At 42.7% G+C, this 20,667-nt stretch carries 15 protein-coding genes; 2 read left to right on the top strand and 13 right to left on the bottom strand.

The window, feature by feature from the left end; all coding sequences use genetic code 11:
- Positions 1-388: 388 nt before the first annotated feature.
- The 7 genes from ACFI6G_RS20465 to dusA all read right to left on the bottom strand — a co-directional run bounded on the left by ACFI6G_RS20465 (position 389) and on the right by dusA (position 7,593).
- Positions 389-1,165, bottom strand: coding sequence for a phosphoadenylyl-sulfate reductase (locus tag ACFI6G_RS20465; protein ID WP_016799327.1), 777 nt, complete (start codon positions 1,163-1,165; stop codon positions 389-391).
- Positions 1,158-2,885, bottom strand: a complete 1,728-nt coding sequence (gene cysI, locus ACFI6G_RS20470; RefSeq protein WP_016796224.1) for an assimilatory sulfite reductase (NADPH) hemoprotein subunit — start codon at positions 2,883-2,885, stop codon at positions 1,158-1,160. Before cysI ends, ACFI6G_RS20465 begins: the two co-directional genes overlap by 8 nt.
- On the bottom strand, positions 2,885-4,750 hold the full coding sequence (locus ACFI6G_RS20475) for an assimilatory sulfite reductase (NADPH) flavoprotein subunit (RefSeq protein WP_016794666.1): 1,866 nt from the start codon (positions 4,748-4,750) through the stop codon (positions 2,885-2,887). The genes cysI and ACFI6G_RS20475 overlap by 1 nt, the downstream gene beginning before the upstream one ends.
- A 123-nt stretch (positions 4,751-4,873) precedes the next feature.
- Positions 4,874-5,104, bottom strand: coding sequence for a hypothetical protein (locus tag ACFI6G_RS20480; RefSeq protein ID WP_004735813.1), 231 nt, complete (start codon positions 5,102-5,104; stop codon positions 4,874-4,876).
- Positions 5,105-5,308: 204 nt separating this feature from the next.
- Positions 5,309-5,980, bottom strand: coding sequence for a TIGR04219 family outer membrane beta-barrel protein (locus ACFI6G_RS20485; protein ID WP_010434222.1), 672 nt, complete (start codon positions 5,978-5,980; stop codon positions 5,309-5,311).
- 135 nt (positions 5,981-6,115) lie between these two features.
- Positions 6,116-6,337: an envelope stress response protein PspG gene (gene pspG / locus ACFI6G_RS20490; RefSeq protein WP_010434219.1), complete on the bottom strand. Its 222-nt coding sequence runs from the start codon at positions 6,335-6,337 to the stop codon at positions 6,116-6,118.
- 275 nt (positions 6,338-6,612) lie between these two features.
- Positions 6,613-7,593, bottom strand: a complete 981-nt coding sequence (gene dusA, locus ACFI6G_RS20495) for a tRNA dihydrouridine(20/20a) synthase DusA (protein WP_462710447.1) — start codon at positions 7,591-7,593, stop codon at positions 6,613-6,615.
- Positions 7,594-7,814: 221 nt separating this feature from the next.
- Here dusA and ACFI6G_RS20500 point away from each other — a divergent pair, with 221 nt between their 5' ends.
- Together ACFI6G_RS20500 and ACFI6G_RS20505 are read left to right on the top strand one after the other, a co-directional pair.
- Positions 7,815-8,882: a tyrosine-type recombinase/integrase gene (locus tag ACFI6G_RS20500; RefSeq protein ID WP_462710448.1), complete on the top strand. Its 1,068-nt coding sequence runs from the start codon at positions 7,815-7,817 to the stop codon at positions 8,880-8,882.
- A 180-nt stretch (positions 8,883-9,062) separates the two neighbouring features.
- Complete coding sequence (locus ACFI6G_RS20505; RefSeq protein ID WP_462710449.1) at positions 9,063-10,124, top strand: tyrosine-type recombinase/integrase; 1,062 nt, start codon at positions 9,063-9,065, stop codon at positions 10,122-10,124.
- A 102-nt stretch (positions 10,125-10,226) separates the two neighbouring features.
- On the opposite strand, the gene ACFI6G_RS20510 is transcribed toward ACFI6G_RS20505, so the two are convergent.
- The 6 genes from ACFI6G_RS20510 to ACFI6G_RS20535 form a co-directional block, all read right to left on the bottom strand.
- The gene (locus ACFI6G_RS20510) at positions 10,227-11,792 is read right to left on the bottom strand and encodes a DUF3987 domain-containing protein (protein WP_462710450.1); all 1,566 of its coding nucleotides are present in this window, start codon (positions 11,790-11,792) and stop codon (positions 10,227-10,229) included.
- Positions 11,793-12,036: 244 nt separating this feature from the next.
- Positions 12,037-15,276: a type I restriction endonuclease subunit R gene (locus tag ACFI6G_RS20515; protein WP_462710451.1), complete on the bottom strand. Its 3,240-nt coding sequence runs from the start codon at positions 15,274-15,276 to the stop codon at positions 12,037-12,039.
- Positions 15,276-16,646, bottom strand: coding sequence for a restriction endonuclease subunit S (locus ACFI6G_RS20520; protein WP_462710452.1), 1,371 nt, complete (start codon positions 16,644-16,646; stop codon positions 15,276-15,278). The genes ACFI6G_RS20515 and ACFI6G_RS20520 overlap by 1 nt, the downstream gene beginning before the upstream one ends.
- Positions 16,646-18,688 (bottom strand): type I restriction-modification system subunit M, encoded by a 2,043-nt coding sequence (locus ACFI6G_RS20525; protein ID WP_462710453.1) that lies wholly within the window; start codon positions 18,686-18,688, stop codon positions 16,646-16,648. The genes ACFI6G_RS20520 and ACFI6G_RS20525 overlap by 1 nt, the downstream gene beginning before the upstream one ends.
- Before the next feature lie 372 nt (positions 18,689-19,060).
- Positions 19,061-19,819 carry a hypothetical protein gene (locus ACFI6G_RS20530; RefSeq protein WP_462710454.1) on the bottom strand — a complete coding sequence of 253 codons (759 nt, stop codon included), beginning with the start codon at positions 19,817-19,819 and terminating at the stop codon, positions 19,061-19,063.
- Between the two features lie 290 nt (positions 19,820-20,109).
- Entirely contained in the window at positions 20,110-20,379 is a 270-nt protein-coding gene (locus tag ACFI6G_RS20535) for a hypothetical protein (protein ID WP_152549209.1), read from the bottom strand.
- Positions 20,380-20,667: the final 288 nt, after the last annotated feature.

A 20,667-nucleotide genomic window follows, 5' to 3' on the forward strand; every position in this document is an offset into this window, starting at 1 on the left:
TTTGCATCACTTCGGAAGAGGCGGCCATTCTAGCTATTTAATTCTCAGTGTCAAACACTTTTGAAAATTAATTTCTACTTTTTTAAAAGTAGGAGTAAATAATCACTCAAAGCTAGTAGCCTTACTAACATTCTTCGTTGAAGCCTTATGGCGTCTACCGTGTCAGTGAGGCGGCATTATAGAGATGTTCCTCACATTGGCAAGTGTTTATTAAAGAAAAATGCAAAAATAACGATTACATGACGAATAAACACCCAAACCCTTATTTTTGCAACTTTAACTACAAACTAACTACATAATAACCACAGACTTATCCACAATTGTTCTAATTTCATCTCCTAGAAACTAAAAAAGCTGCCTTATGGCAGCTTTTCGAATAGCAATGAGTTTAAATCCCAGAGCCATATTGCTCTCCATCATCCTCATGAAGGCCACATTCTCGTTTTAATCCATTGAAACGGGTTTCCTCTTCAGTCATGCCCGGTTCCCATTTCTTAGTTGTGTGTGTATCACCAATAGAAAGGTAACCCTGATCTCGAAGCGGGTGATAACTGAGACTATGCTCTTCTAAGTAATAGTGAACATCTTTATTCGTCCAATCGATTACCGGTAAGAATTTAAACACACCATTTTGGATGGATAAAATTGGTAGGTTCGCGCGCGATTGAGATTGCTCTCTTCTTAAACCAGAAAACCATGTTCCAGCCTCAAGCTCATCCAGCGCTCTTCTCATCGGTTCAACTTTATTAAGCTTGTTGTACTTTTCTATCCCTTCTATTCCTTGTTCCCAAAGTTTGCCATATTGCGCTTCTTGCCAATTAGGGCTCTGTTGTGCGCGAAATACTTGAAGGTTCAGAGTCAACTTCTTACTTAACTCATCTATAAATCGATATGTTTCAGGGAACAAATATCCAGTATCCGTCAGAATAACCGGAATATCTGGTTTCGCCTGAGTAACTAAATGCAACATCAAAGCCGCTTGGATTCCAAAACTAGAAGACACCACATGTGTCCCTTCTAAATTGTCTAAAGCCCACTTAACTCTTTCTAATGCCGTTAGCTGTTCTAACTCAACATTAATTTGTCCAAGACGAAGTATTTGCTCCGTCTTAGTCAATGCGAGTAGCTCTGCTAACTTCAGTTTTGAAGTGACAGAATTATGCATGCAGATCCCTCTTTGAAATTATCACCTCTTCGATGATGCCAGCTCGGATTGTAAAATCACCGAACCCTTCATTGTCGTTACGTTCCGTAGCCCAACGTCCCACCAGCGAATCAATCTCTTCTAAGATCTGAGCTGAAGTGATGTTCTCTTTATACATCTTCGGGATACGAGTTCCGGCTTTGTTGCCACCTAAGTGCATGTTGTAACGCCCCGGAGCCTTACCGACTAACCCCAGCTCAGCCAACATTGCACGACCACAACCGTTTGGACAACCCGTGATACGAAGGATGATATTATCTTCCTCTGGTAATCCATGCTTCTTTAGAATGTCTTCAACATCCGTTACAAACTCAGGAAGAAAACGCTCAGCTTCTGCCATTGCTAAAGGACATGTTGGGAATGCCACACAGGCCATTGAGTTTTTACGCTGCTCGGAAACGGCATCATCCATCAAACCGTATTGACGTGCCAGCTTTTCAATTTTTGCCTTTTGGCTCTTAGGCACACCTGCAACAATGAGATTTTGGTTCGCTGTCATGCGGAAGTCACCTTTGTGGATCTTCGCTATTTCAGCAACACCTGTTTTCAGCGCTTTCCCAGGGAAATCAAGTAAACGACCATTTTCGATGAATAACGCTAAGTGGTGCTTACCATCAATGCCTTCCGCCCAACCGATACGATCGCCACGGCCAGTAAACTCATAAGGACGGCTTTCAGAAAACTCAACGCCTGCACGTTTTTCTACTTCTGCTTTGAATACATCAATACCAACACGGTCTAGTGTGTATTTGGTCTTTGCGTTCTTACGGTTCGAACGGTTACCCCAGTCACGCTGAGTCGTTACCACCGCCGCTGCTACATCTAACGTTTTATCTAATGGCACAAAACCAAAATCGTCAGCTTTGCGCGCGTAAGTAGAAGTATCGCCGTGCGTCATTGCAAGACCACCGCCAACTAAGACGTTGAAGCCCACCAGCTTTCCGTCTTTAGCAATCGCGATGAAGTTAAGATCGTTAGCATGAACATCTACGTCATTCTGTGGAGGAATTACAACCGTCGTCTTGAACTTACGTGGTAAGTAGTTGCTACCTAAGATAGGTTCTTCGTCCGTTGTTGCTAGCTTTTCACCATCTAACCAAATTTCTGCGTAAGCACGAGTCTTAGGTAATAGATGTTCACTGATTTTTTTTGCCCACTCATAAGCTTCTTGGTGGAGCTCAGATTCAACCGGGTTTGTCGTACACAAAACATTTCGGTTTACGTCACCCGCTGTCGCAATCGAATCAATACCGATATTGTTTAGGGTTTGGTGCATTAACTTAATGTTCGGCTTCAACACACCATGAAACTGGAAAGTTTGACGGGTTGTAAGACGGATAGAACCATAAGAGGTACTTTCATCTGCAAACTTATCAATCGCCAACCACTGTTTAGGAGTAATAATGCCACCTGGCATACGAGCACGTAGCATTACATTATGCAAAGGTTCTAGTTTTTGCTTTGCACGCTCGTTACGAATATCACGATCATCTTGCTGATACATACCGTGGAAGCGGATCAACTGAAAGTTATCAGCAGTAAAGCCACCCGTAATTCTATCTTGAAGATCTTGTTCAATCGTACCGCGAAGATTTTTACTTTCACGCTTTAAACGCTCGTTGTCAGCCAAAGGTCCCAGTACTTGACCTAGCACTTCTTGCTCTATTACTTGCTTGCTCATTAGTACACATCCCTTTGGTAACGTTTCGCTTTACGTAAATCATTAATATATTGTTCAGCTTGTTCGCGGCTCTGATTGCCATATTTTTCCGCTATCGTAACTAACGCTTCATGGACATCTTTTGCCATTCGAGTCGCATCGCCACATACATAGAAGTACGCGCCTTCTTGAAGCCATTGCCAAACCTGCTCTGCCTGTTCAATTAATCGATCTTGAACATAAACCTTTTCTTTTTGGTCACGACTAAATGCCACATCAAGCTTGGTTAGCGCACCAGACTTAAGGTACTTCTGCCATTCAACTTGATATAAGAAATCTTGAGTAAAGGTTCGGTCACCAAAGAACAGCCAGCTCTTACCTTGAGCGTCATTGTTTTCACGCTCTTGAACGAAACTACGGAATGGAGCAATACCAGTGCCAGGACCAACCATGATGATTGGTGTATTGTCGTCTTGTGGCAGTTTGAAGTTATTGTTGTTCTCTACAAACACCTTAACTTCACCACCTTCTTCTAGGCGTTGAGCTAAGAAACTTGACGCTCCACCTAAACGAGATTCATCACCTTTTTGGTATTCAACCAGACCAACCGTCAAGTGAACTTCTTCATCTACTTCAGCTTGACTTGATGCAATAGAATAAAGACGTGGCGTTAACTTACGTAGAAGACCGATTAGCTCATCAGCTGATAGCTTGGTTTTCTTTTCAGCTAAAACATCGACAATTTGAGTATTACCCGCATATTCACGAAGCTTGTCTTTATCTTCCACCAGCTTGATTAACTTTTTGCTGCCAGATAACTCGGCAAACTTAGTCACAAATTGAGGGTTTGATGACGTAATCTCGAATTTACTCACTAGAGCACTATGGAGAGATAAGTTTTGACCATCTACATCGACACTTTCGATACCAGATAACCCAACCTTAGAAAGGATCTGATTGGCAAGTTCTGAACTGTTTTCAAACCATACACCTAACGCATCACCAGGTTGATAAGTAATACCTGACTCATCAAGATCAATCTCGATATGACGAACATCTTTACCAGAGTCGCGACCCGTGATCTTTTGACTCGTCAGTAATGTGGCTGTGTATGGGTTTTGTTTGGTGTATTGCGAATGACCCGCGGCCACTTGACCAACTGGTAACTGAACGACATCGGCTTCAGTGCCTGTCGATAGTGTCTCTTTTACTTGCTCTAATGCTTTAGCACGCCACTCTGTTGCCGATGCTTCGTAATCAACATCGCAATCAAGACGATCAACAAACGATTTAGCACCAAGCTTAGCTAAGAAGTTATCGAAATCTTTCGCGGTTTGGCAGAAGAACTCATAACTTGAATCACCTAAACCAATAACACCGTATTGTAGGTTTGATAATTTCGGCGCTTTCTTCGATTGTAGAAACTCGTGTAACTCAATAGCGTTATCTGGGGCTTCGCCTTCGCCATTGGTTGAAGCAACGAAAATGACGTGTGTCTCTTTGGCTAAGTTCTTGCCCTTATAGTCACTTGCGTCAAAAAGCTCGACAGCAATACCTAAAGCCTTTGCTTCTGCCTCAAGCGATTCAGCAACACCTTTAGCATTACCCGTTTGAGAAGCGAAGATAATACTTAACTTACCCGCAGGTTTAGCGGCTACTGCAGCGGCGGCTTGAGCGATTGGCGCGGCTGCACCTACAGGCTGAGCTTGACTCACACCCCAAAGATAACCACTGACCCAAGCCAGTTGTTGCGAAGATAACTCAGAAACCGATTGTTGAAGATGACCCAATTGTTGGTCATTAAGTGGTGCTGCTAGCCCAGGTAGCTCATTAGCCCCAGACTGTGCATTATTATTTTGTGAAGACTCTTTCTTATTTAAAGACATGGTCACGACATCCCTAATCATTGCGTGACGATAGATTAACCACTACTTTTAATAACAAGAAAGAATAGAAAAGTATGTTTTATAACTTTTTGGAAGTAAAAACCGATTGAACCATAAATTGACTTACTGATTTTCAATCCGCACTTGCTGAAAGCCAACCGCCATTGCCGACTTAGAAGCCAGATCTAAATCTGCATAATGGCACTCTTCACCATGGACATCAGTGAGCAGAACAAAGCCACCTCCCATATGGCGAAACTCCACAACCCAAGACCCTTCTTGAATTGAGGGCTCTATGATCGCTTCAACTAACAAGTTTTCTCTATATAAATTTCTTAATTCATTGAGTGTCATACACCATCCCTTGCTTTGACCTCACAACATAGACCTTATAAGAATAGACGCTAATTAGAACTCTGTAGTAAGGATGGTCGAAAGTGACGAATGTGCTAACTAATTCCAGAAAGATATATAACCAATAGATATAAAAAACGCCACTTAACAAAGTGGCGTTCCTAAAATTCGTTTTAGATGCTCTTTAAAATTAGCTTTAGTAGCCTAAAAACGCACTTCAGCGCCTGCGAACCAACCGTCAACCATAACAAAGCTCTTGCCTAGTTCAGAGCTAAAAAACTCATCCGAGTCTAGATCGATAACACGGTAACCACCACGCAAGGCAATCTCAGATTCTGATACAGGAATTCGGTACTGAACACCCGCCATCAAGTCAGTACTCTTGATGCCACTGCTATCACCGAACTCCATCGTACCAATGATATCGAAATTGGTATCAGGAACATTGATCTCTGCGTTGCCGTAGAAACTCCAAGTAAACTCATCAAAGGTTGATGTTTTTGCATCAGTAGCTTTTGGTTCAATATAGTTAGAGTTCGAGTACTGAGTAAATGTCACACCCGCGTCAAAGTTCATTAGCTTATGATCTAACAATGTGTAATAGAAGGTGTAATCGTACTTATCGAAGGCCAATGAATCCGCATCAACAGAGGTGTAGCGAAAACTAGCGTTTGGTAGCATTGGGGCATTATGCTCAAATGCGAAATACAACGAAGGAGAATTAGAATCATCGCTCTGTCTAACTTCGTTTAGCTTTGTACTTCCCCACCACATATCGGCACCGACTTTAGCCGTGTAAGAAAACTCTTCTTCAGCAGACACTGCCGAACTTAAAGATAGCATTCCCACTAAAGCAATTAATGGCATTTTATTCATTTGAGATAGCTCCAATTCCATATCGTTGTGCTAATTGTATGCACATTCATAGATTATTGGGGAAAATTCTATCACACATCTTAAATTCTCAAACGATAAACCGATGACGATCAAAGATTTGACGACACCATGACCTTAGTAACGTCTTTGGTTAGAACTGTGTACAAAGTTTTTGAAAAACCAGATACCCAATGCAATCACAATTAACCAAGGCAGCAACTTAAACACAACCCCCATCATACCTAAGACCAACATAACGGCTAACGCGATTCCGGTTGCAGCCAATACCGTCATAAACGTGATACCAGTGACAAGTAGAGTTGCGACGAAAATAAGAACAAAGATTAATTCAAACATAATGGTCTCCCTAATGAGTTAATGACCTATCTTTCCTACTATCTAACATTGCAGCTTCCATACCAAGTTAGTGAAATCAATAAAACTCTTACTTATCAGACAAATAAAAAGCCACACATCTAAATGCGTGGCTTTTAAAGAAACTATCAATGGCAAATTTAGCCTCTAGTGGCGAATTTAGCCTTAGGTTTTTAAGCTTAACTTTTTAACCTTTACTTTTTAAGCTTGGTTTTCAGCTTGGGCTTTTAAGCTCGAACTTTTCACCTCGAGGGAGGTTATACGTTTAGCTCTTTAGGGATCTTAGCCAATGCTGTCTGCATCACTTCGATACCTGCACCTTTCTTATGTGCGTTTTCACTGATGTAGCGGCGCCATTGTCTTGCGCCCGGCATACTTTGGAACAAACCAAGCATATGACGAGAGATGTGTCCTAAGCTTGCACCATTTGAAAGCTCACGTTCAATGTACGGGTACATTTCTTCAACCACTTGTGAGCGCTTCTTGATCGGCGTGTCTAAACCAAAGATCTGCTGATCGACTTCAGCCAAGATAAACGGGCTATGGTAAGCCTCACGGCCGATCATCACACCATCAAGATGTTGCAAGTGCTCTTTAGTTTGCTCCAGAGTAGTAACGCCACCATTCACTGCAATCACAAGATCAGAGAAGTCTTTCTTGATTTGGTATGCACGATCGTAATCTAGCGGTGGAATCTCTCGGTTCTCTTTCGGGCTAAGACCACTCAACCATGCTTTACGAGCATGAATAGTAAATTGCTCACAGCCGCCTTTTTCAGAAACCGTCGAAACAAACTTAGTTAAAAACTCATAAGAGTCTTGGTCGTCGATACCAATACGTGTTTTCACGGTAATTGGAATATCAGTGACTTCTTTCATCGCAGACACACAATCTGCCACCAGCTCAGGTTCAGCCATTAAGCACGCACCAAAGCGACCATTCTGAACTCGATCTGAAGGACAACCTACATTTAGGTTTACTTCATCGTAACCACGCTCACCAGCAAGTTTGGCACAAGCAGCAAGATCAACCGGGTTTGAACCGCCGAGTTGAAGTGCAAGAGGATGTTCTTGCTCGTTGTATTCTAGAAAGTCGCCCTTACCATGTAAGATCGCGCCTGTTGTTACCATTTCCGTGTACAGAAGAGTCTGCTGAGAAAGCAAACGGTGAAAGTAACGACAGTGGCGGTCAGTCCAATCGAGCATGGGTGCAACAGAAAATCTATTTGATTGATACATTGAAATTATTCCTTATAAAGCAACAACTTAAAAAGACACCGTTCAATTAACTGTTGCAAGGTTGAAACACTCAAACACCCCCATTTGTCCCCCAAGGGACATTTTAGGGGACAATTTGAGGGACAATAAAAACGAAATGCGGTGGATTATACACACACTGACATTTCGTGACAAAACTCACACTAGAAACAGCCTCTTTCAATCAATAAAAGAGGTTTACAATGGCGACATCTACAATAGAAACAATCAAGAGAAAAACGGGAACAAAATATAAAGCTCGTATCCGACTCACCCGCAAAGGGAAGAAGCTGTATGAAGAGTCAAAGACGTTTGATAAACGCACTGACGCAAAAAAGTGGGCAACAGAGACACTTGAGAACCTAGAGACAAACGGCATTCCTGATGGTAGCGCAAAGTCTAAGCCCATAACGATCGGTGACCTCATAACGCTTTATCTGAATGACCCCGTTATAGCACCAACTATTGGTCGCTCAAAACATGCTGTATTGAGTCGGTTGCGAACATACCCGTTAGCACTGCTGTACTCCCATGAAATACAAGCTTATGACCTCATCAAACACTGCAAAATGAGACAAGCTGAAGAGTCCTGCCCTCAACCTCAAACCATTTATCATGATATTACCTACCTGAAAAGCGTTCTTGATGTAGCTAATGCCATGTTTGGATATAAAGCGAATACGCAGGCTCACCACGAGGCTATAGCATCGTTGGTTAATTACGGGTTAATTGGTAGATCGAACCAAAGGGATCGACGTCCAACCCCTGAAGAGCTAAGAATTATGGAGGAGGGTTTACTTCAAAGGCAGCAACATCATGCTTCACACATACCTTTAGTAGATATTTTTCATGTATCTATTAACACATGCATGAGAGTAAGCGAAATCACGAAGCTACGTTGGGATGACTTCAATAGCTCCTCAGCAACTCTTATTGTACGAAATAGAAAGAACCCTCGTAACAAGATAGGGAACAACACCACAATCCCTTTAGACGAGAAAACTAAAGAAATAATCTTGCGACAACCACGAGTCAATGATCTAATTTTTCCGGTTGAATCGAGGTCAATCACCGCAGCTTGGCAAAGAGTCGCTAAAGCTAATGGTATTCATGACCTTAGGTATCACGACTTACGTGCCGAAGCTGCTTGTAGGCTATTTGAAAGAGGATTAGATGTAGTTCAAATAAGTAAGATCACAGGACATCGAGACATCAATGTTCTTAACAATATCTATCTTAGATTAGGGGTAGAAGCCATGCATAACCGCTAACTCTGCGCCAATGAAGCGAGGAGGAATGTGCCCTCGCTTTCTTGGCACTAAAACATCTTATCTCAACTTTGGTACACCAAATCACCTAATTTACTAAAATCATTCGGATTATTTGCGCTGGCACCTGCCCCAATTATAGATTGAGCCACAGATAAAGTCACACACATAAGTAAAGGCGACATGGCAACAATGATTGAAGTAGTAAGAAGAAAAGATGAGTTAAGATATAAGGCTCGTATTAGAAAGTACCTCTTTGGAAAAAAATTAATTGAAGTTTGCAGAACATTTGATTCAAGACAAGGAGCAACACGATGGCTAGAAGAGGCGAAGCAAATTGAAAAAAAAGAAGGCTACAAGGGATTAGTTTATCTAAAGCGCAACAAAAAAGTTACCGTAGGATGCGCTTTAGATAAGCTAATGTCTGATCAGACATTTTTGAAAACAACAAGCCAAAAGGTCATTTCAAATCTAAAGATGTTAAAGGGGTTTTCTATTGCCAACATTGAGCTCGCCTATCTCATGCCGAGCCACTTAATTGAACACGCTGAAGAAAGGCAAACAAGAAACCCAGCTATCTCACCTGCAACTATCAGCGTAGATTTTTCAAATTTGAAGTCTGCTCTCAAGCAAGCAAAAACCATATTTACTTTAAAATTCGATGCTGAGGTTTTCAAAGATGCATGTGACGTCCTTCGTCAACGCAAAGTCATAGCACAAAGCATACCAAGGGAACGCCTTTTAAAAAGCGAAGAGATGAAACGACTAATGAAATTCGTGAAAGCGGAAAATACAGCACTTCCTTTGGATGACATTGTTGAGCTCTCTAGTGAAATAGGTTCAAGACAAGGAGAGATAACAAAAGTATCTTGGGATGACTACAACAGAGATAAACAGACCCTAACCATACGAAACAGAAAAAGCCCAACGTGCCGAAAGCCAACTTCAGTATTACAGCTAACTGAATCACAGGTTCATCTAATTGAAAGGCAAATACAAAGGAAGGCGGATGATGACCCGCGAATATTCCCTTATATTGGGAGTAGCATCAGCGCTGCGTTCCGTAAGGCTGTAAGAAAAGCAGGAATCGAAGACTACCAATTCAGAGACTTAAAAGCCCATGCAGTCACAACCATGTACAAAGCTGGGAAAAGTCTGGAAGAGATTGGAAAAATAACAGGTAATCAGAGTACAAAAATTCTCTATGGGCACTACTTACGGTTGATCGAACTGTCTACTAGGTAGAGCTCAAGTTAAGTCTAATGCACCTCAAGTGCCACCACTCAGTTCAAGTTCAGCGAATGATGGCTACTTTTTAAACGGTTGATTGAGCACCGCTAGCAAGCATCAATCAATATAACAAGGGTGTACACGATAACCTTTGACGAGTCGACCGTCATTTTTCGAGGGGATCTGGTCTTCAATGATATAACCCAGTTTTTCTAGCATTTGAATTGCATCAGCACGTTCATATTTGTCTTTCAGATCTTTCCATTTTGCCCACGCAATGTCTTGAGCGGTGAAATGTGGGTATAAGTGTCTTAGTTTAGACTCCAGCTTCTTCGCAGAGTCGTAACTGATGATTTTAGAGTTTGATAACGCAATAATACGTTGTGCATGCAGCTCTAGATAACTGCTCCAACTGATAGCCTGCAACAGGGCACGCTTAGATATGCGCAGGTTCGGCTTAAATGACGTCTCACGTAACTGCTCTGTAGCTTGATCGACAAGGTGGAATACTAGGGCTAACTTGGCGCAGTGGGCAGGTCTTTTTCCATAGAACGATTGAAGCGATTCTGTCGCTGATAGCTGCCTTTTTACAGCTTGTTTATTCCAAGTATCCCAACGTTTTTGAGCTTCGGGACTAAAGGTGAATGTCACTGGTTCAAGCGGTGTATCGAACTGGCTAAATAACTCAAAAAATTTCATCACAGCTTTGGTGAGGTCGCCATCAATTTTTGTATCTGTAGCTTTAATGTCGTGGATATCAGGCATGACACCCATCTGCAAAAATCGTTCGAGTAACCCGTCGTCTTTGACACCTTTGAGCTTCTCAATAACCTCTCTTCGGAGCATTTTGGGTTGGATACCGCCAACGACAGACATACATAATCGTTTCAGTACGATATTTTTTCTCGTCACTCGATTTTGTTTATATTCACTATTCGAGGCATCATGTGCAGTAAGGTAAAATGCTCTCTCTTCCTCTCGCCCATTTTTTCTTAGTGAGTCGAACCACCCACTCAGCTCATCTCTTACGCAGAGGACTCCGCTTGGATTAGTTTCTAATAACTGACAAGCCGCTTCCATCGTAGTGTCATTGCAAACAAGTTCTCTAGCGAGTGGAGCCTCAGGCTCAATCAAGTTAGATAAGCGCCCTGCTAACTCCATGGCTAGCAGATCATCCTCCTGCTCCGTGGCTGCATCGAGTTCGGATATCAACTGCTTATACTCTTTTTCATAACGCCTTTTATTGGAGGCGTAAAGGATGTTCTTGAGCTTATTGTCTTCTTCAAGTGCGTTTTTCTGGAGCTCTTGCAAAAATCTGACGCCAGCATTGAGCGCAGGGCTTTTCATGTCTGAGGCATAGCCAACAATCATCGAGAAAAATATTGGATTGAGCGACCAACTATCATTTTGTTTCGGCTGCACCTCCACGTTGCCACCGAGGACAATACTCAAACTTGAAATTAAAGTGACAGCTAAAAAGTCAGGCGCGGTATTGTTAAGTGAATACGCTGCACTGTAGCAATAAGCTCTCAGCGCTTTGGGCAACATTTGCGGGTGAAGAGGCTTCACACTTTTTAAGTCAAATCGCTCTTCATCTTCAGGGATTGGTTGAGGAGTTCCCCAAGAAAACTCAACTTTGTTTTGTACTTCTGCTAGGGTTAAAACATCATTCTTTTCTTTCATAAGAATCATTTTTCTTAAACATGAATCTTATTGAGTGGCAATGCAAATTTTTTTGCTTATCTCAAAAAAAACCGCACTGGTATAGTGCGGTCTATGAATGAACTAAATCAAAGTAAACAGTAGGTATATCCACATCACCCACACATTCCACATCTTGATGGTATTAAGTACAATTCTGCATTCGCAGAGCCTCGCCCCTTGATCTGCAAACTACGTTTACAGCATCAAAAAACGAGGTTGAACTCTATTGCTTTGCCCCACCACGCACCAACATATCAAACACCAAGCTAGCAATACCCTTAGAAACCAACTCCTCGGATAGTGCTTTCATTGCCATATCGTTATGCGTTTCCATACTCTCAATGATTGCGGTTTGAATGGCTTCAGGGAACTGACCTAACATCGCTTGTTCTTTGGTGTTGTTCTTCACCTGATCCATTGCTACTTCATTCTCGGCAACCTTGCACATGATGGTGTTTGCGTAGTTGAGCATATCGTTCTCTGATAGCCCATCTTCGATAAACAAATCATTCATGCGTTCGATGATTTCGTTGAGTAGCTCGGTTTTCGGGTCTTTTGGTGTTGCGCCTGAACCCTCTTTGGTTGGAGCAAGGTAATGTTTTTGCTCTTCACCGACTTTGTAACCTAATTGCAAGTCTGCTTCACGCTGTTCATGCAAGCGGTAATGCGTCATGACAACATCTGAGAGGTCGACATCGTCCTCGACAACATCTAGGCGAAGTAATGGGTGTAAGTGCTTCGCGAATACACTTAGCTTCTCTAACTCAAAGTCATCGAAGTCTACGATCTGTGAGGTGAACTCGTAGTAACGGTAGAACGAGATTAGGTCTTTCTTAAATACCTCAAGAATGTCTCGTGCCTCTTTGGCATTCTTAACACTGTTCTCGCAATACTTAATCGCTTTGTCGTTCTTCTCAATCTTGGCTTTTGACAGCTCAGCTTGTGCCGATTGAAGAACTTGCGTGGCTTCTTTGTAGCGGATCGTAAAGCGATCAACAGCTGGCTTACAAAGGTTAGCAAGTTTTGCTTGGTTCGTTTGTTTACTGTTGTAGGCTTCAATGAAAGACTCAACCTCGAACCACTGGTAGATGCCCGTTTCCGCAAGCTTGTTCATTAGGTCATAAACAATGTTTGGATCAGATACGCCAGCTAGCTCAGCGGTTTGGAAGTAAACCTTAAACTCATTCAAGATCTCTTCTGGGTCGTTCACAAAATCGAGAACGAATGTCTTATCTTTGCCCTTACAAGTTCGGTTTAGGCGTGAAAGTGTCTGGATACATTCAACGCCTTTTAGTGGTTTATCAACATACATTGCCACTAGTTTAGGTTGGTCAAAACCCGTCTGAAACTTGTTTGCCACCAACATTACTTGATAGTCAGCGGTATCAAATGCTTTACGCATGTCACGACCATTGAGCTTAGGGTTCATGGTCTTTTCTGTGAACTGCTCTTCAGGTAAATCTGGGTCATTCACCTCACCAGAGAACGCTACCATCGCATTCACGTTCTCATAGCCTTTACTCTCGACATACTTTTCAAAGGCAAGCTTGTAGCGCACCGCTTCTAAACGGCTACTGGTGACAACCATCGCTTTTGCCTCACCACCTAACAAGTGCTTAATCTTGCTATTGAAGTGCTCGATGATAGTTTCTACTTTCTGAGCGATATTGTGTGGGTGCAAACGAACCCACTTCGCCATCTTGGTTGCGGCTTTCTTGCTGTCTACCTCTTGGTCTGACGCTGGATTGTCGTGTGCTAATTGGTAGGCAACTCGATAACTGGTGTAGTTTTGCAGAACATCTAGAATGAAGCCCTCTTCAATCGCTTGGCGCATCGAATAGACGTGGAAAGGCAATGGCTTGTTATCGTCGCTTAGTGGTGCGTCTGGATCTTCAGGGCGACCAAATAGCTCTAGCGTTTTACCTTTTGGTGTTGCTGTGAACGCAAAGTAACTGATCTTGTTTGAGCCTTTACGAGCTTCAAGTGACAAACGCAGCATATCTTCACTATCTAGTTCTTCATCACCCTCTAATTGCTCAGCCATAAGAACTTCACGAAGCTTGCGAGCAGTAGTACCTGTTTGGCTTGAGTGCGCTTCATCGGCAATCACCGCATAGCTACGTCCCGCAAGTGTTGAGTCTCTGCGGATTGCTTCAAGCACATGAGGGAACGTTTGAATGGTCACGATAATGATCGAGGTACCTGCCTTTAGCTCGCCTGCTAGTTGGCTAGACTTGCTGCCTTGTGCTTCCTCTCGATTTACACGAGCAATCATGCCCTCGTTATGGTCGAACTGATAGATGGTGTCTTGCAGTTGGCTATCCAGTACCGTTCGGTCAGTGATAACAATCACCGAGTCAAACACCTTATCGCCTGTTTGCTTACTTAGCTCTGGGTGATCGGTGTAGTAGTGTTTGGATGCGAGTTGGTGGGATAGCCAAGCAATCGAGTTAGATTTACCTGAGCCAGCACTATGTTGAATTAGATACTTATTGCCTGTTCCCTCCATATCGACCGTGCTCAGTAACTTTGATACTACCGCCCACTGGTGATAACGAGGGAAGATCATGGTTTCTTTGGTTTTGATTGAGCCGTCTAGTTGCTCTTCTTCTTTCACTTCGAGGTGAATGTAGCGACCAAGAATCAGTAATAGATTGTCTTTCTGGAAGATCTCATTCCAAAGGTAAGCGGTAGCGTATTCACTTTCATTCTCTGGCTGTTCATTACCCGCACCACCATCGGCTGTACCTTGGTCAAACGGTAGGAAGAATGTACTCTTACCATTGAGGCGAGTCGTCATTGCTACGTTGTACTGGCTAACTGCAAAGTGAACCAATGCGCCACGCTTAAAGGTTAGTAGCGGCTCTGGCTTATTGGTTGCTGGGTCTTTTGGCTGCCTGTCTTTCATGTACTGAACTTTGGCATTATCAATCGACTGCTTAAATTCAGATTTCAGCTCACAGGTAGCAACAGGAATACCATTAACGAATAGCGTTAAATCAATTCTGTACCTTTTAGCAACCTTCTCTCCCTTAAACTCTGGAGTTGTATGCGGTGAGTACACCAGCTCAGGTACAACACGCAAAATATTTTGCTCATAGCGAGCGGTGGCATCTGGGTTTAGGTCGTGATCTGGCTTAAAGCTACAAAGGCTAAACTTCGCCCCACGATCTTTCACTTGGTTACGCAGAACCCAAAGCGTGCCTTTGCTTTTTAGTTCTCGCTCTAATGACTTTAATAGTGCGTCTGCTGTAGCGGTTGGATTGCGGTCTGTCTCTGGGTAATGCTTTGCTAGCTTATCCCATTGCTCAGGTTGAGATTGCTTAGCAAAGGCAATGACATCTTCAGTATATAGAGCTAGCTCTTTGTTGTACTTGTTTGACTCACCCACCAGCCAACCGTGAGACTGCATTTGGTCAAGGATGTCGTTTTGAAATACCTTTTCCTGTGCTGCATCTGACATTAGTTAACCTCCCCGTCTTTCAAGGTGAAGTGACGCACGTCAATCTTGCCTGTTACTGCTGCTAATATAAGGGCTGTTTTGCGTTCTTTCATTAGCTCGATAGAGCGCTCTGCGCTAGTAATAAGGTTTGAAAATTTAGCATCTTGATTTTCTATATAATCAAATAGTTCACACTGTTCAGACAAAGATGCTGGTAACGTAATGATTGTATTTATCAATGACTCTGAGTAGATAACTTCTATCGTGGTGGAATTACTTGAAACAAGAATCTGCTCCATAGCGTACCCACTGCGTTCAATAATCAAAGCTAACAGATCAGGCATAATCTTGTTTTCATTACACTGCAAACGGATTAGACAAGGATGCAGAATACCCAATGTATCGGTATCGTAAATAAAGGTACGTCCAAGTGTGCCTCGAGTAGTGATAAGCAAGTCGCCCTTTTCTATAGTGAAAGCTTTTAATTCTTCGTACTTTTCCCAAGATATAAATGCTTCTCCCACTCTAATATCTTTTGATATTACGTTTTTTTGAGCTATTACCTTTACATCTTCACCCAACATATCCGTATTTTTCAAGTGGCTACCAAAAGGACCTACTTTTACAGCCCCTTTTCGGTCACTTATGAAATGCTTGATAGGGGAAACAACCCAATGCTCTGGCACTTCACCCAACCATTCCACACCAGAATCTTTCATAGGTGCTTGTGGATTAAGTCCTTTGGTTACAGCGTGAGAAATTACCGCTTGGCGCTTTTCTTTTAACAGCTCAATCAGCTTTTCTTGCTTGGTGATTAAGGTGTCGATCTTGGCTGTTTCGTGATCGAGGAAGTTGGCGATTTTTTGTTGTTCGCTTTTTACTGGTGCAGAAACTTTTAATGATGCAACTTTCTCTTGATTAATATTTGGTTGACCACCTCCAGAGGACAGCTGAATGATCTCCTCTTTGAATGCCCATAACCAATAGAAAAGGTATTTGTTTTCTAATTGCTTAGAAGCAGTCATTACACAGCAAGCTTGGTTTGTTGTCGCTTCTACACCAAAGATGCCTAGTCGACCAATCGTTGCACCATACATGGCAATAGCTATAGAGCCTACTGGGTATTTCCTTAGTGTGGGAAAGGATTTTAAAGTATCTTCAGACAGCTTCTTTTTGGTATCTGTAATTACTTTCTCTCGAAGTTCCCCTGTAGTAATCCACGGAATGTCACCTTTGAACCATTCTTCATTACTTGTTGGTGGCGTTGTTCCTGATCCAATTTCATTAAAAGCATGTGATAGTTTCCACATCGACCAATCACTAGGAATATCACCAACCCATTCGACACCTGAATCTTTGTACTCAGAATACGCTTTATAACGCCCAGTCATTACGAATGCACCTCTTGAAGCAACTGCATAATATCAGCCGATACCGCATCCAAATCCGCATCAATCGCTTCTAATGCTCTCGGTGATTCGTAAACATAGAAGTGGCGGCTAAATGGGATCTCATAGCCGACAATACCCACTTCACCATCTTTATCATCGGTCTTACTTTCGTCAATCCAAGCGTCTGGAACATGTGGCAACACTTCGCGAGCAAAGTAATCTTCAACGGTTTCGGTTAGTGGTACGTTTTCGTTATCACGCAGGTCTGGGTTGGCTTCTACCTTGCCTTTGGTCTTACATACTTCTGCGGCATCATCGTGTTCACCAAGGTGTTTCACGATAAGTTTTAGCTGTGCTGCGCTTAGTTTCTCTGGTGCTAGTTTTGCTTTTAGGGTGTTGTTGAATATGTCACGAGACAGGAGCTTTTCTTCATCAAAAGAGGCTAGCGCTTCAAGAACTGCTTGTTGTAGTGCTTCATCTAGCTTCGCCCATGCTTTATCGGCTTGCAGTGTTTCTAGGCGAACTTCATCTTTTGGATAGATAGCCAGTTGCAGAGGACGTTCAACCGTTATTCTACGGTAGCCGAACTCTTTGTAGTCAAATAGCTTACTAAAACCGTTTTCAGCAAATTGACCGTAGGTTTTTACGATAGTCTCGATACTCTCTTCGGTTAGCTCTTTACGCTTACTGCCAAGTGACTTACGCATTGCTGAGTAGAATACGTATTCGTCATTACCCTCAATTTCAGCACCACCGCTGCGACCTCGACCACCAGCTTTTGCACGCTCTTTCGATGCGTTGATTAGCTGAACCTTGCCTTTACGGTGCTCTGGCTTATGGCTTGATAGAATCCATACATAGGTAGCGATACCCGTGTTGTAGAACATATCAGTAGGTAGAGCGACAATCGCTTCAAGTAGGTCGTTCTCTAGGATGTAGCGACGAATCTCACTCTCACCACTACCCGCACCACCTGTAAATAGTGGCGAGCCGTTCAGGATGATGCCAATACGAGAGCCACCCTCATGCTGTGGACGCATTTTGCTAACAAGGTGCATCAAAAACAGCAGTGAGCCATCAGAGACACGAGGTAGACCCGCGCCAAAGCGTCCCTCAAAACCTTTCTCTTTGTGTTCATCGTTTATGTGCTTTTGAATCTTCTTCCAATCTACACCGAATGGCGGGTTAGACAGCATGTAGTCAAACTTCTCGGTGCGCAGTTGGTCGTTCGATAGGGTGTTACCTAGTTTAATGTTGTCGACTTTCTGCCCTTTGATAAGCATATCTGCTTTACAGATAGCGTAAGACTCAGGGTTAAGTTCTTGACCAAATGCCGACAGTGATGCCTTTTCGTTTAGTTCGTGCACATACTCCATACCAGAAGATAGGAAGCCACCTGTACCCGCCGTTGGGTCATAGATAGAGCGCACTAAGCCTGATTGGGTGAGCACTTCATCATCATCGCTAAATACCAGTGATGTGGTCAGGCGAACGATGTCTCTTGGCGTAAAGTGTTCACCCGCTGTTTCGTTTGAGCTTTCTGCAAAGCGTCTGATTAGCTCTTCAAACACTAAACCCATGCCGTAGTTGCTGATGGTGTTTGGGTGTAGGTCTGTTTTAGCGAACTGCTTAGCGACTTTGTAAAGTAGGTCTGCTTCTTCAAGCTTGTCGATGGTATTGAAGAAGTCGAAGTGCTCAAAGATTTCACGAGCGTTAGGGCTGAATGACTGAATGTAACTCTCTAGGTTGCTTGCCACACCTGTTTCACCAAGGCGGTTTAAGTCCATCTTTGAGGTGTTGTAGAAGCTTAGCTTTGCTGTGTGCGTCAGGAGCTTTTCTTGCGCTTCTACTGGCATTGCTTTTACGGCTTCAAACTTAGCAATCACTTCTGGCTTGGTTTCTTCTAGTACACACTCTAGGCGTCTTAGTAGTGTGAACGGTAGGATGATGCGACCGTATTGAGATTGTTTGAAGTCACCACGCAGGAGATCGGCTACCGACCAAAGGAATGCGGCTGTTGAAGAGAAGTTGTTGTTAGTCATTATAATCAGCACATTGAATATGAAAAATTGTGCTGATTATATCTGAAAAATCAAAGATTGATGTGATCTAATCGGGGGGAGAGATAACGAAAATTATTCGCCCTTATATCATTCCAAAGTATTTCAGCAACTAAGGCAGCGACTCTTTTAGCACTGACATCGCTACAGCCAGAGTTTAAGTCCCCTTCGGCTTTGATGCCTAAGCTTTCTAGCAGAGGGGTGACCATCATGATGAATGACGCATATTCAAATAATAAGTCGTTTTCTTTGTATCGCTGTCGTAGATTCTTTTCAGCTCTTTCAACAATTGCTTGGTGGTAGCAATAGGGAAAATGTATGAGTTTTATCATCATTTTTCTTAACTGTAGAAATTTAAAAAAGACGACGCAAACTTTTTTTCAGCTCGCTTTCACCGTTGCCACTTCTCTTGCTATCGACTTGCTCTAACAGTGTTTTTAACATTATCGACAACTCTTTATCTTCCACAGAGGCACCTAGGGTATCGACCAAGTTAAGTTCTTTTTTCATACGGTTGTATTGTCGATTCATTTGCCTAGAGTCTTCTGACTTGAATGCTTCTAACCACTTAGTTGCCTGACTCATCAGCTTCATTAATCGCTGCGTTGTTTCATTCGCTTTATCGTCAATTTCTTGATTACGGCGAGCGGCTTTAACTTGCCACTGTGGTGCTCGCCTCTTCGCCTGACCAAGATAACTTTTCTTGGGTGAATAACTTCGATGATCAATCTTCATCACCTCAAGTATCGCTGTATTGAAAGCTTGCTTAACGAGTCTCGTGGTGGACTTTCTTTGCAGATCTCGTAAGTAAACTAGATCATTAGTGAACTTTCCCAATAAGAGGTGTAAATGATCTCCAGAACCTCTTATCTCCTGAGATTGATCCTGTTGATGTACTACCGCTCTCGTGATCTGAGCTAAGTCCCTGCCAGTGACATCAAGAGAGCAGGCAAGGTTGCGCATAATGATGTTGAGTATCTTACGCCATTCTTGGCTGTTGGGGCGAATGCCTTTGGGGAGAGTAAAAACGAGTTCAATCGCAGCCTTGGGTGGGCGGCCGCCTTTGCGTTTGTGCGCTTGACGAAGAGAGTATTTGTCGCAATTTCTTATCATGTTCAGCGATGTGTCCTCGCTGCCATATAGATTCAAAATTGCTTCTGTATTGCGGTGGTTCTTGTGCTTTACGTCGTTCAGATATCTCTCTCTAGAAAGCACACACTTTGCTGACTCTGTTATGACTGTCCAGTTTTTTAGCATCTCTTTATTGTAATGATACAAATAAAGTCAATGGTTTCAAAACCTTACTCTAAACATGCAGCAGTCAAGATAGGCAAACCTAGCAACAAGTTGCTTCGTCCTGTTTGCCATCTTGCGGGGAGACCCTGCGACCCCAACTCTACCATTTAAAATGGTAGTTCAATTTGCTTACCCATCAACACTTGAGCTGCGTCTTGCACTATTGACTCAGCCAACTCTTGAGACTCTTTTTTCAACCGAGAGAAGTCGTCAATATCTCTCAATGGCTTTATAGTCGGTGCAGCTAGAATCATCGCAGGGAAGTCTCTATTAAAAACCCTTTCTAGAAACTGAAATTCTTTACTTTTTTGTCGTATATCTTGCTGATCTAGGTAGCCTTTCTCTATGCATTGCTCGATGACAGCTTCCCATGTCATGACTTTAAAGTTTTCAAATTTATGAAATTCACACGCAACGAGAAGTCGTTTCGTAAATATAAAATGGTTGTCGCTCATAGTTTTATTTAAGCGTACATTTTTTTTCTAAGTGCACAAATTTTTATTTGCAACTGCACTTCACGCTGTCGTCACTACTGGCTGAAAGGTGATGTGGGTGATGTGGGTGATGTGGGTGATGTGGATAAGGCTACTCTAATATAAAAAGATTAAAAGAGAATTGTCCCCTAAAAAGATCCTACTGTATGATGAGGTTGGCTGTTTCAAATT

The sequence above is a fragment of the Vibrio sp. PSi01 genome (assembly GCF_054960695.1).

Coding starts and splice junctions, on each gene's coding strand:
- ACFI6G_RS20530 (WP_462710454.1), bottom strand. CDS start 19,819: ATGATAAGAAATTGCGACAAATACTCTCTTCGTCAAGCGCACAAACGC.
- ACFI6G_RS20510 (WP_462710450.1), bottom strand. CDS start 11,792: ATGAAAGAAAAGAATGATGTTTTAACCCTAGCAGAAGTACAAAACAAA.
- ACFI6G_RS20505 (WP_462710449.1), top strand. CDS start 9,063: ATGGCAACAATGATTGAAGTAGTAAGAAGAAAAGATGAGTTAAGATAT.
- dusA (WP_462710447.1), bottom strand. CDS start 7,593: ATGTATCAATCAAATAGATTTTCTGTTGCACCCATGCTCGATTGGACT.
- ACFI6G_RS20515 (WP_462710451.1), bottom strand. CDS start 15,276: ATGTCAGATGCAGCACAGGAAAAGGTATTTCAAAACGACATCCTTGAC.
- ACFI6G_RS20485 (WP_010434222.1), bottom strand. CDS start 5,980: ATGAATAAAATGCCATTAATTGCTTTAGTGGGAATGCTATCTTTAAGT.
- ACFI6G_RS20525 (WP_462710453.1), bottom strand. CDS start 18,688: ATGACTAACAACAACTTCTCTTCAACAGCCGCATTCCTTTGGTCGGTA.
- ACFI6G_RS20465 (WP_016799327.1), bottom strand. CDS start 1,165: ATGCATAATTCTGTCACTTCAAAACTGAAGTTAGCAGAGCTACTCGCA.
- ACFI6G_RS20480 (WP_004735813.1), bottom strand. CDS start 5,104: ATGACACTCAATGAATTAAGAAATTTATATAGAGAAAACTTGTTAGTT.
- ACFI6G_RS20500 (WP_462710448.1), top strand. CDS start 7,815: ATGGCGACATCTACAATAGAAACAATCAAGAGAAAAACGGGAACAAAA.
- ACFI6G_RS20475 (WP_016794666.1), bottom strand. CDS start 4,750: ATGTCTTTAAATAAGAAAGAGTCTTCACAAAATAATAATGCACAGTCT.
- cysI (WP_016796224.1), bottom strand. CDS start 2,885: ATGAGCAAGCAAGTAATAGAGCAAGAAGTGCTAGGTCAAGTACTGGGA.
- pspG (WP_010434219.1), bottom strand. CDS start 6,337: ATGTTTGAATTAATCTTTGTTCTTATTTTCGTCGCAACTCTACTTGTC.
- ACFI6G_RS20535 (WP_152549209.1), bottom strand. CDS start 20,379: ATGACATGGGAAGCTGTCATCGAGCAATGCATAGAGAAAGGCTACCTA.
- ACFI6G_RS20520 (WP_462710452.1), bottom strand. CDS start 16,646: ATGACTGGGCGTTATAAAGCGTATTCTGAGTACAAAGATTCAGGTGTC.